General features: G+C 38.9%; 11 protein-coding genes. 8 read left to right on the forward strand and 3 right to left on the reverse strand.

Going from position 1 to position 11,984, the window contains the following annotated elements; all coding sequences use genetic code 11:
* Positions 1-231 precede the first annotated feature (231 nt).
* The 3 genes from fabD to PN497_RS10140 are packed head-to-tail and all read left to right on the forward strand — an operon-like array spanning position 232 to position 1,934.
* The gene (gene fabD / locus PN497_RS10130; protein WP_096566744.1) at positions 232-1,110 is read left to right on the forward strand and encodes an ACP S-malonyltransferase; all 879 of its coding nucleotides are present in this window, start codon (positions 232-234) and stop codon (positions 1,108-1,110) included.
* A 60-nt stretch (positions 1,111-1,170) separates the two neighbouring features.
* A complete protein-coding gene (locus PN497_RS10135) occupies positions 1,171-1,545 on the forward strand; it encodes a DUF433 domain-containing protein (protein ID WP_187040080.1) in 375 nt (124 codons plus the stop codon).
* Positions 1,542-1,934: a DUF5615 family PIN-like protein gene (locus tag PN497_RS10140; RefSeq protein ID WP_096566748.1), complete on the forward strand. Its 393-nt coding sequence runs from the start codon at positions 1,542-1,544 to the stop codon at positions 1,932-1,934. The genes PN497_RS10135 and PN497_RS10140 overlap by 4 nt, the downstream gene beginning before the upstream one ends.
* A 188-nt stretch (positions 1,935-2,122) precedes the next feature.
* Here the strand turns inward: PN497_RS10140 and PN497_RS10145 are convergent, their stop codons facing one another.
* Positions 2,123-2,314: a DUF2795 domain-containing protein gene (locus PN497_RS10145; RefSeq protein WP_096566750.1), complete on the reverse strand. Its 192-nt coding sequence runs from the start codon at positions 2,312-2,314 to the stop codon at positions 2,123-2,125.
* A gap of 304 nt (positions 2,315-2,618) precedes the next feature.
* On the opposite strand from PN497_RS10145, the gene PN497_RS10150 reads away from it, so the two are divergent.
* Positions 2,619-3,257 carry a lysophospholipid acyltransferase family protein gene (locus tag PN497_RS10150; protein WP_096566754.1) on the forward strand — a complete coding sequence of 213 codons (639 nt, stop codon included), beginning with the start codon at positions 2,619-2,621 and terminating at the stop codon, positions 3,255-3,257.
* Positions 3,258-3,358: 101 nt separating this feature from the next.
* Positions 3,359-3,655, forward strand: a complete 297-nt coding sequence (locus tag PN497_RS10155) for a DUF2288 domain-containing protein (protein ID WP_096566755.1) — start codon at positions 3,359-3,361, stop codon at positions 3,653-3,655.
* Positions 3,656-3,733: 78 nt separating this feature from the next.
* Here the strand turns inward: PN497_RS10155 and PN497_RS10160 are convergent, their stop codons facing one another.
* Positions 3,734-5,644 carry a flotillin family protein gene (locus PN497_RS10160; RefSeq protein WP_096566757.1) on the reverse strand — a complete coding sequence of 637 codons (1,911 nt, stop codon included), beginning with the start codon at positions 5,642-5,644 and terminating at the stop codon, positions 3,734-3,736.
* Positions 5,645-5,659: 15 nt separating this feature from the next.
* On the reverse strand, positions 5,660-6,334 hold the full coding sequence (locus PN497_RS10165; protein WP_096566759.1) for an OB-fold-containig protein: 675 nt from the start codon (positions 6,332-6,334) through the stop codon (positions 5,660-5,662).
* A gap of 537 nt (positions 6,335-6,871) precedes the next feature.
* Here PN497_RS10165 and PN497_RS10170 point away from each other — a divergent pair.
* The 3 genes from PN497_RS10170 (at position 6,872) to PN497_RS10180 (ending at position 11,905) form a co-directional block, all read left to right on the forward strand.
* Positions 6,872-9,379, forward strand: a complete 2,508-nt coding sequence (locus tag PN497_RS10170) for an endonuclease MutS2 (protein ID WP_096566760.1) — start codon at positions 6,872-6,874, stop codon at positions 9,377-9,379.
* A 247-nt stretch (positions 9,380-9,626) separates the two neighbouring features.
* Positions 9,627-10,235: a DUF3038 domain-containing protein gene (locus PN497_RS10175; RefSeq protein ID WP_096566762.1), complete on the forward strand. Its 609-nt coding sequence runs from the start codon at positions 9,627-9,629 to the stop codon at positions 10,233-10,235.
* An 80-nt stretch (positions 10,236-10,315) separates the two neighbouring features.
* Positions 10,316-11,905: a DUF4335 domain-containing protein gene (locus tag PN497_RS10180; protein ID WP_096566763.1), complete on the forward strand. Its 1,590-nt coding sequence runs from the start codon at positions 10,316-10,318 to the stop codon at positions 11,903-11,905.
* Positions 11,906-11,984: the final 79 nt, after the last annotated feature.

The following is an 11,984-nucleotide window of genomic DNA, read 5'->3' on the forward strand; positions in this document are numbered from 1 at the left end:
ACTGGTGACTGGTGACTGGTGACTGGTGACTGGTGACTGGTGACTGGGTAATCAATTTCATTTTTCCCAATTACCAATCACCAATTACCAATTACCAATTACCAAATACCAATTACCAATTACCAATTACCAATTCCCAATTCCCAATTCCCAATTCCCAATTATCAATTCCCAATTCCCAATTCCCAATTCCCAATTCCCAATTCCCAATTCCCAATTCCCAATTATCAAATGACAAAAACTGCTTATGTATTTCCCGGACAAGGTTCGCAAGCCTTAAACATGGGAATGGATCTACTAGATATACCATCTGCTAAGGCAAAATTTGAGGAAGCTGAAGCAATTTTAGGTTGGTCTGTGAGTGAAATTTGTGCAGACGAAGAAAAACTATCACGCACACTTTACACTCAACCTTGTTTATATGTAATTGAAAGTATTCTAGCTGACTTATTACAAGAAAAAGGAGAAAAACCAGATTTAGTTGCCGGTCACAGTTTAGGAGAATATATAGCTCTTTATGTTGCTGGTGTTTTTGACTGGTCAACTGGTTTACAATTAGTTAAACGTCGTGCAGAAATTATGGATAATACTGCTGGGGGAATGATGGCAGCATTACTTAATTTTGATCGCGAACAATTAGAAAAAGTAATTGCAGAAACCCCGGATGTAGTGTTAGCAAATGATAATAGTCCCGCACAAGTCGTAATTTCAGGAACACCCGAAGCTGTACAAATTGTAATGTCTAATGTCAAAGCAAAACGGGCATTACCTTTAAAAGTTTCCGGTGCATTTCATTCCCATTTAATGGCAGCAGCATCACAGGAATTTCAAGAAATATTAGATAGTATAGTTTTTCAAACAGCAGAAGTTCCCGTTGCTTCTAATGTTGATCCAGTTCCTGTTACTGATGCAGAAATTTTAAAACAACGTTTAACTCAACAAATGACTGGTTCAGTACGGTGGCGAGAAATTGCATTACAATTACCAAAAAATGGGATTACCAAAGTAGTAGAAATTGGACCAGGTAATGTTTTAACTGGTTTGATTAAGCGGACTGTTGAAGGTATGGAATTGAAGAATATTCGTAATACTGGGGAGTTGCCAAGTTAGGGGAAATTAATTCACAATTAAATTAGGTTGAGCAGATACAACCTTTAGGAGTTGATGGATATGAAAACTGTATATAATGGACAATCAGGTATCATTCGCACAGAACGGGGACTAATTATAGCCGGAACTCGGATTACTTTGTGTGATGTGATGGACTATGTAAAAGCTCAGTATCCACCTAAGTTAATTCGTGAAAAACTGGGACTAAGTGATGCACAGGTGAATGTGGCTTTAGACTACATAGAAAATCATGCTGTGGAAATAGAAGCTGAATATCAAGAGTTTCTGCAAAAATCAGCAGAAATTCGCCAATATTGGCAAGAAAAAAACCGTGAACGATTTGCCAAAATAGCAACTCAACCTGCTAAAGTTGGCCAGGAAGATTTACGCGCAAAACTGCAATCTTGGCAAGAACGCATCACATCCCCATTATGAATTTTCTCATTGATTATAACTTAACAGGGGACTCGGTTTTATTTTGGGGAACACTTGCGGATGAAGGTTGGATTGATCTGTTATCAATTCGTTTTTTTACCTTTAAACAAGCTGGATTAGAGACAGATAGCAGTGACAAAATTGTATGGCAATTTGCTCAAGCAAACCAAATGATTCTGATCACAGCTAATAGAAATATGAAAGGAACTGATTCATTAGAGCAAACAATTCGAGAGGAGAATACAGATACTTCACTACCAATTATTACTATTGGAAATCCTGATCGATTTGATGAGCGCATTTATCGAGAAAAATGTGCTGCTCGCCTAGTGGAGATTATATTAGATATTGAAAATTATATGGGAGCAGGTAGAATTTTTATTCCTTGAAGCTTTTTATTGTAGATATTATAAGAGTACCGCTGCTATTCTTAGCTGAAGAAATAGTAATGAATAGTGGGATTTAAACATAAATTATCAGTATTTTTTGCCTAAATCCCACTATATATCAAATGCCAAAAAGTAGCTAATGAACTAGACATGAACTAGACAGACAAGAACAGAAACTTATTCAAAAATTATCTAACTTGACCAAATTCGTGTTCCACGTCTGCCATGTTTTCATATTCACGCTCTGGCATTTGTCGGAGAACGTCAATTACTTCCTGACTTGCATTTTTCTGTCTGGCATGGTTAACCAAATCTTCTTTATTTGCAGGAAAATCTATGCCACTAAGACTTCTGGAAATATCAATTGCTGATACTGCCATAACCTAACCTCTATATAATAATTGGTCGTTTAATATCTAGGCTATTAGTGTTCTCTCCATATATTCTCTACCTGCGGTTGCATCTTATTTTGATGTTTATGTTGAATATTGAGCATATCTTTGAGGATAGGGAATAGGTAATAGGGAATAGGGAAGATAAAACAATTAAAAGTAATTAGCCAGATATAAAATGCACCCTTGAAAACGCTTTCATCTGTAAATATGCTAAATCTACCTTTGTTCATTGACGAAAAGCGATCGCCATAGCTTATTCTAAATAATAGTCTTATTTAAAATATCTTCCGTGACCAGAGAACGCGAACCTTTTATTAGTTTGGCACTTTACCACGCTTTCAAGTGGTCAGTGGTTAGCCCCATGCTACACGCTTACTTCGGGGGTAAAATTTATGGGGTGGAAAATGTTCCCAAAACTGGACCATTGGTGGTAGTTAGCAACCATGCAAGTTATTTTGATCCTCCCATAGTTTCTAACTGTGTATGTCGGCCAGTTGCATACATGGCCAAGGAAGAATTATTTAAAGTTCCTGTTTTAGCCCAAGCTATTAAATTATACGGTGCTTATCCCGTCAGTAGGGGTACTGCTGATCGTGCGGCTATTCGTGCGGCTTTAGAATATTTAGAGAATGGTTGGGCTGTAGGTGTGTTTTTAGAAGGAACTCGCACCCCAGATGGTCGTATTCATGACCCCAAAAGAGGTGCAGCACTGTTAGCTGCAAAAGCCAAAGCGCCTTTATTACCGGTGAGTTTGTGGGGGAGTGAAAACGTTGTCCAAAAAGGTACACCTATTCCTCGTAAAGTCCCGATGACTATTAGAATTGGTAAATTGATTGATGCGCCAACTTCTACAAATAAGGAAGAATTAGAAGCTATAACTCGTAAATGTGCAGATGTAATTAATGAAATGCACGATTTAGGAAGATAGGTGATTGGGTGAAATTTAACTAATGACTAATTACTAGTGACTAATGACTAATGAATTGCAAATTATGTACAATTGAGATCCTAACAAAACTGTGAAAAATTATGTCTGATTTAAGAGAAAAATTAAAAGAAAATCTGGATGAAGCGGAATGGGATTGGCTAGTTCCCCATGCACAAAGAGATGTGATAATTGTGGTAGCAGATGGGTTAGATTTGCTGGATGTGGGAGAAGCGATCGCAACTGATAATATTCCCTCTGTGCAAAATTGGATTGATGAACAATTGCTGGCCAAACCTTCACCAGAACAATTAGGAAATTGGAATGGCGATCGGACTAAGAGGTTTAACGCTTTAATTGTTGAACCTTACGTTTTAGTGCAAGAAAAAGCTGTTGTTTAACAACTCATAATTCATAATTCATAATTCATAATTCATTATTGATAATTGAAAAAATTATGAATTATGAATTGCAAATTATTAATTACTTTCTTTTTCTTGGTGATTCAAGCTTGGTAGTTTCACAGAGTTGTTACTACTTACTATTTGGCTAACTTGCCCAATTAAATCACCTAATTTACCTTCATCTAACAAGGTATTTATTAAGGAAAGTCCGCTAGTAGATAATAGTAACTTGTTAATATCTTGACTGCCATTACTACCATTTGCACCAGGGAAGGAATAAATCCGAGTGTCTCCTAAAACTCCTGGTTGTGGTGCTAAAGCAGTAACAATTTCTGGTAGTTTATCCGCTAATTCTGGCCAGATAGTTGTGAGAATTTTCGCACTTAAATTAGCATTGCTAATGGTATTTTCTGCTGTAATTTTGGCTTGAATACCTTCAGCTTCAGCTAAAGCTTTATCACGGTTAGCATCTGCAAGAGTACGAATGGCTTCTGCTTCTAATTCTGCTGCTTCTTGGGCAATTTCCGCTTGACGACGACGACGGAAAGCATCAATTTCTACAACGTTGCGATCGCTAATACTCCTTTCTTGTGCTTCCCTTTCTGCGATGATTATAGATAAACGTTTTTGGCGTTCCGCTTTTTCAATTTCACTGGCAGTTTTTACCGCTTCTTCTGCTTTCGCTTGTTCTGCTTGTGCAACAAAACTTTCACGTTTTTTATTAGCAATTGCTATTGCGACATCTTCCTGCGCTAGTTTTGCTAATCTTTCTGATTCAACTATCTTTACTTGCGCTTGCAACTTTCCTGATTCTACACTTTGTTGGCGAGAAATTTCAGCAATTTCCGCTTCTTGTTTTTGCAATGCTTGTGCTACTTTTAGTTGTTTATTCCGTTCTTCTAAAGCAATATCAGCTTCAATTTGACTTTCTTGTAAAGCTAATTTTTTACGAATTTCTTCCTCTTCCACTGATTTTTCCTGCAAAATTTTGGTACGTCTTACCATTGCAGCTTCTCTATCTTTTGCTTCTTGAATTTCCCTTTCTCTCTGTGCTTTCAGTGCTTCAACTTGCAATTTTTGAGCTAGTTTAGCACTTTCTTGCTCTTGGGCAATTTGTAGCGATCGCTTTTGTGCATCTAGTTCTTTTTGTTCAATAGCGACTTGGGTTGCTAACTCAACTTCCCGTTTTTGTTGAATTGAACGTTGAATAATTTCCGTCCGCAACCGCACACCTTGAGCATCAAAGAAGTTATCAGGATCATAAGTAACACTTTCTAATATTTCCGAAATGGCAATGTTATTTAAAGTTAATCCCACCTTTTTCAAATCTGTACCTACTAAATTCAAAACTTCCTGAGCAAAACCCAATTTATCAGAATCAATTTCTGCTAAATCTTTAGTTTTAGCTGCCGCCCTAATAGCATCATCAGCCCTTTTTTCTAAAGCTTCTTTGATGTCTTCAGGAGTAATTCTACTGCCATTTTGAGATAGTCTTGCTGCTGCCGTTAAAACATCTTCTTCGGAAGCATTAATACATACATAAAATGTGACTCTAATATCTGCTCTCAGGTAATCTTTTGTTCTTACTGCCAGTTTTCCAGTTCTTTCTACATCAATAGACATTTCTCGCAAAGGTACACGGGTTAATTGATGAAATCCTGGTAAAACAATGCAACCACCATAAAGAATTACTGATTTCTTTTTAGTAAATAATCCCCCCGTTCTCACAAAAGCTTCGTTGTTGGGTGTGACAACATAAACCCTGGTATAAGCAAACAAGCTTAATAAAAGTAATATAACTAAAGTTACAATCAAACCAGGAAATACTATTCCCCCATTAATTTGAGCTAAAGTTGGCTGAGTTGTCAGCGGAAATGTGGGAGAATTTGATATTCTATATTCCTGTTTTGATTGCAGTTGAAATGTTAATAACTCCGATACATTAACACTTGGTAGAGCCTGAATAAATGTTAACCAAAAAAGCATTTTCTTGTCCTTTCACTAATTCTGATTTTTAGAGTCGGAACTATTTAACCAATTTTCTTCGTCTACACTGTCTTTGGCAATTACTAAATAGATTTGCTGTTTAAGTTCAATTACTATCACTTTTTCCCCTCTTTGTGGTGCGATAGTTGCCCAATCTGGGATCACAGCATTAATAGTTAAAAAGTTACCTTTTGGATCGAAAATATCTACCTGGCCAATTTTGTTGATGTTTTCAGCAGGAATATAAACAGAAGTTACAGTACCAATACAACCAACTAGGCGATCGCCACTTGCATCTTCACTAAATTCCGCAAACATTTTACTAATGGGTTCAGCTATCAATCTGCCAATGAATAAACTAATAATTAGGGAAATTAACAAGATAATTATCCCCATTAAAGGCAGTTGTTGATTTTGATTAATACCTCCCAGCCACACATTTAACATCCAACCAATGACACCCCACAGACTCAAATCTGTTGCCAACATCAATATTAATGGAACTTTACCAATACCAGCCCATTCCAGAAATCGTCCAAAGCTTAAATCAATGTTGGTTTCTATATCTATATCTAAATCTGCATCAGCATCTAATTCCGATTCTCCTCCTAGCATAATCATAAACAGGAAAAGCAGTATTCCTGTAATCAGGAAAATCCAATAAGGTAAGTTTGCTGGACTAAACAGCATATTTTCTCCTGCAAAATATTCAGCAGGTTTTTTATATTTTCGTTTGAATCCATCTTATTCTCTTCTTCTATTCAATGTCAAGATTAAAATTTATTTTTTGATTATTTATTGAGATATTTAACAAAATAGATGATTTATTATTAATAATATTAACAAATTAGACATTTATTATTAATAATATTAACAAATTAGATATTTTTAGTGTGAATACCTTGATAACTTAGGGTGGCGGCAATGAATGAATCACTTAAAATTATTTTTTATAGCAATTTAGGCAAATCCTGATACAGATTTTTCCCAGTGATCAAACCCAATCAAACCTAGATTCAAATTCAGCTAACAATTGTTTAGCTTGTGGGGTACATCATATAATGTAATGTAACTATTCAACTAAGCATGAGTAAAGCAGCTAACAAGTATTAAAACCTGGATGTATATTGGTGGGAGTAGGTGGTGGAGGAGAAAATTTCATCCTGAAAGACTTAGCTTTCTTGTTACCAGAATTGTTACCATAGTTTCAGATTAGATATTGAAGCCTTGATTCAGTCTGAAACCTTAGAACTACTAGAATGGCATCGCCTCTGCCAGCACCTTTCCACCTTTGCGGCAACTAAGTTAGGGGCGATAGTTGCCCGTGCCTTGCCAATTCCATCAACTCTGGAGGAAAGTAAAGAGTTGTTGGCACAAACCAAAGAAGTCTATCAATTGGAAAGCCGACTGACACCAGGGTTATCCTTTGAGGGCATTCAAGATATTGGTGACTCCTTAGAACGTGCGGAATTACAAGGAATTTTATCAGGTGAGGAACTGTTAGCGATCGCTACCACCCTTGCTGGTGCGAGAAATTTACGGCGGTTAATTGATAACCAGGAAGATGTACCTATTTTAACTGATTTAGTCGCCGAATTACGGACTTACCCAGAATTAGAGCAAGAAATTCACCGTTGTATTGATGAACGAGCGCAAGTGACAGATCGCGCTAGTCAGAAATTAGGAGAAATTCGGGAAGATTTACGCAGGTTACGCAGTCAAATTACCCAAAAACTGCAAAATATCATCCAAGTTAAATCTAATGCCCTGCAAGAGTTGATTATTACTCAAAGAGGCGATCGCTATGTTCTTCCTGTAAAAGCTCCACAAAAAGACGCAATTCCTGGTATTGTTCACGACACATCTACCAGCGGAGCAACTTTATATATTGAGCCTAACAGCATTGTGCAAATGGGCAACCAATTACGCCAAGCTGTGAAAAGAGAACAGGTAGAAGAAGAAGCCATACGCAGGAATTTAACTACACAAGTAGCAGAAGTTAAAACCGACTTAGAAAAGTTATTAGCTATTGTTACAATTCTGGATTTAGCTACAGCCAAAGCCAGGTATAGTTTCTGGTTAGGTGCAAACCCGCCCCGCTTTATTAATCCCCAAGAGCAAGAAATAATTACTCTGCGGCAATTACGGCATCCTTTGTTAATTTGGCAACAACAACATGAACAAGGACATCCTGTAGTTCCCGTGGATTTGTTGATTAGTCCTTATATTAAAGTAGTCACAATTACTGGACCAAATACGGGTGGTAAAACAGTAACTTTAAAAACGTTGGGGTTAGCGGCTTTAATGGCCAAGGTGGGTTTATTTGTTCCCGCCCGTGAACCAGTAGAAATTCCTTGGTTTAGTCAGATTTTAGCCGATATTGGGGATGAACAATCATTACAACAAAGCTTATCGACATTTTCCGGGCATATTCGCCGCATTAGTCGAATTTTGAATGCCATTAGCGAGGGAACAGGGAACACTTCGACAAGCTCAGTGCATCGCAGGGAACAGGGAACAGGAGAAGAAGCAGGGGAGCAGGGTGCAGGGTGCAGGGGAGAAGACTTTTCCCCAATCACCAATCACCAATCACCAGTCACCAGTCACCAATCCCTAGTTTTACTGGATGAAGTGGGCGCAGGTACAGATCCGGTGGAAGGTAGTGCATTAGCGATCGCTCTCCTCAAATATCTGGCGGATCATGCTCAGTTAACCATTGCTACTACTCACTTTGGAGAATTAAAAGCTTTAAAATATGACGATGTTCGGTTTGAAAACGCATCAGTCGAATTTAACGAAGCCACCCTTTCACCTACCTATCGGTTATTGTGGGGTATTCCTGGACGTTCCAACGCCTTAACCATTGCCTTACGCTTAGGCTTAAAACCAGAAGTCATAGAAGCTGCAAAAAGTCAAGTGGGAGAAACAACGGACGAAGTTAACCAAGTAATAGCCGGGTTAGAAGCTCAAAGGCGCAGTCAAGAAACCAAAGCAGCAGAAGCACAAAAAATATTAAAGCAAGCGGAGAAATTATACAAAGAAGTTTCCCAAAGAGCCGCAGCTTTACAGGAAAGAGAAAAAGACTTGCGAGCCTCCCAAGAAATAGCCGTACAAAAAGCAATTCAAGAAGCGAAAGGAGAAATTGCCCAAGTTATTCGTCGGTTACAACAGGGTAAACCAACGGCTCAGGATGCACAAAAAGCAACAAAAGCGTTAAGTGATATTTCGGAAAAATATCAACCAGCACCAGCACCCAAACCCAAACCCGGTTTTATGCCCAAAATAGGCGATCGCATTCGTATACCCAAACTAGGGCAAACCGCCGAAGTCATAACCGCCCCGGATGCAGATGGGGAGTTAAGTGTGCGCTTTGGGATCATGAAAATGACAGTGAAATTACAAGACGTAGAATCTTTAGATGGTCAAAAACCAGAACCCATAGTCAAACCCAAACCAGCACCAGCCGTTACCCCGTCACCAACACCAACCGTAGCCATTCGCACATCAAAAAATACTGTTGATTTGCGCGGAAAACGGGTAGCAGATGCCGAATATATATTGGATAAAGCTATTTCTGAAGCTGTTGGACAAATATGGATCATTCATGGACACGGAACTGGTAAATTAAAGCAAGGAGTTCACGCATTCTTGCAGCAACACCCCAGAGTCAGCCATTATGAACCAGCAGAACAAGCAGATGGTGGTACTGGTGTCACTATTGCTCATGTAGATTAGGGCATTGGGCATTGGGAAAAACTATTACCCAATTACCAATTACCAATTACCAATTACCAATCACCAATCTTAACCAAAGCATCATGAATTTCTCATATTTAAACAAGAAATTTTCATCTAAAGTAAAACCAAAACAACAGCTGTTTACTAAACTTATTTACAGCTAGATGACGAGAAACCAATTTTCATACTTGATGGTCTGTTTCAAAAAGGGTAACAGCAACAGCCTTTATTCGCCTGATCAACTATGCTAAAAGTTATGCAATCGGCCGCCAATTCAGCTACATCTAATTCCCAGTGGGAGGATTTAAGCCAGTTTCCGACCTCCAATACCGTTCAATGGGAAAATATTAAAACCCAGTTAGATTTGGTGTTATTAGCACTAGAAACTTTAACTGGCATTGGTTCTGATGCTATGCTATCTGCGGCGATTAATCTCCAGTTAGAGTCAAAAGTACCAGATAGGGTGGCCTTGTGGCGACTGCGCCAATCTAACCCCATACGCAAAGGTCAAGGAGGGCGGAAAAAACTAGATGTAGATGAAGCGCGATCGCTGGTTCTGATTACCTGCTATCTTGCCAAACAACACCAAGAATTAATCCGGCGTGCTGTTGGGTTATTAGAAACAATAGCTGCCAAAAATCAAGAACCTCATCAAAATGCTTTACTTGGAGATTATATAGATGCTTTCTGTAACACCTACCAAGAACGGATGGAAGAAGATGAACAAATCTCCACAGATTTACTAACCAACTTAGCAATAAAACTGCTGGTAGATTTACTATTTTATAGCGCCCCTACTGGACACCGCCGCCTGTGGTTAACATTGTTGGATCGATCCACAAAACAATTTTAGATTTTAGATTTTAGATTTTAGATTTTAAATCACTGATCCAAAATCGAAAATTCTCTTTTGTCCCCCTTGCCATTCTTGCTATGCCTGGATCAAATTCTGTCATTCGTCGCTACACTCCCCCCACTTGTACACTGGAAATCTTGGCGCAAAGCTCACCTTTATCTCGTTGGATAGGGCAAACAGTCCTGAATCAACTTCGTTTTCAACTGCACTTTGATGATCCAACACTACCAGAAGAACTGAGAGTACCTATTCAGGGCGATCGTGATCAACTAGAAGCCTTGTGTAATGCTGTTACTAACTACGTTCAGGCACTTCTACAAAAATCAGCAGATAACTTTTGTCTTACTTCCTTAGAATCCCAACCATCAAGCAAAACATCTGATCAACCAGAAGTACAAGATGTTACCCCATCATCATCATCGTCGCCTAAAACCCCAAATCCCTCTAGTATGGGAATTTTAGAGGCAACAATTTATTTAGAATCTAGTGACAATTTAACTCATAAACTATATCTCGGTTCCCTTGCTAATCAAACGTCAGGACCGATAATTCAACTTACTCTATTACAACTATTTGATCTGGCCACGGCCTTAGAAGAATATTCCACTGATGTCATAATATTACCAAATCTCAACAGTGAGAAATCAATAATTCCCAGTTTGCCTACTTGGACACCTATAGCCGCAGTAATAGCACTAGCTTTGGGTTTAGCTCCCTTAACCTGGCAATATGCCAGCAGCATGAGGCAAAATCAGCAGCAAACAGCTAAAAAGACTACTTCTGACACACAACCAGCAACTACTGTAACTGCACCATCTCTGAACTTAACCACTCCTCAACCAGAATGGACTTCCTTTGCTGGTTTACCATCTCCCCCTAGTAGTGGTGATACTATAAAGCCGCCTGATTTAGAGACTCCCGTGATACCCGCTAATTCTACTCTAGATCCAAAACCTCTGACTTTTCCTGATGCTACCGTGCCACCCGCAGCTAGAACATTGCCAAATAATGGACTGACAATACCTCCACAGACACAGCCAGTCCCTCCTAGCAGTCTACAAATTCCAGGAACAGCACCAATACCCAGTTCCCAACAAAACTCTACAGGAGTGATTAACCAAGGTGGTATTCCTCCTGTCACTGGTCAAAATTTGCCTTCTGGAAATACAAGTAGTATCTCTTCTATATCTGGATCTATTGCTACCTTACCTAATGATGTGCAGAGTCAGATTTCTGGACAACAATCCTCTACACCAAATTCACAGCAATTAGATCAAGCTGCTTCTGCAACCAAATCTCCCGATAATGATTTAATAGAAAAATTGCGATCAGCAAGACAAAGACCATTCCCAACACAGGTTGCTGCTGAGGAAAACAAATTATTTGATGTACCTCAAGCAGCAGAAGCTAGAGCTTATTTACAAAAGAATTGGCGGCCACCTACGGGATTTTCCCAGACACTAGAATATAGTCTGATTTTGGGTGTTGACGGTACTATTGAACGCATTTTACCCTTGAACCGAGCCGCTAGAGAATATATTAATGACACTGGTATACCAGAAATTGGTAAACCCTTTGTTTCTACTAATCAAGCTGGACAAAACCTCAGACTCAGAGTTGTCTTTAGTCCCGATGGTAAGGTGCAGACGTTCCCAGAAAACCCTTGATTATGTGTAAGGAGTCAGGAGTCAGGAGTCAGGAGTCAGGAGATCAAGGAGTCAGGAGTCAGGAGTCAGGAGTCAGGAG

The organism is Sphaerospermopsis kisseleviana CS-549, assembly GCF_028329225.1.
Classification (GTDB): domain Bacteria; phylum Cyanobacteriota; class Cyanobacteriia; order Cyanobacteriales; family Nostocaceae; genus Sphaerospermopsis; species Sphaerospermopsis kisseleviana.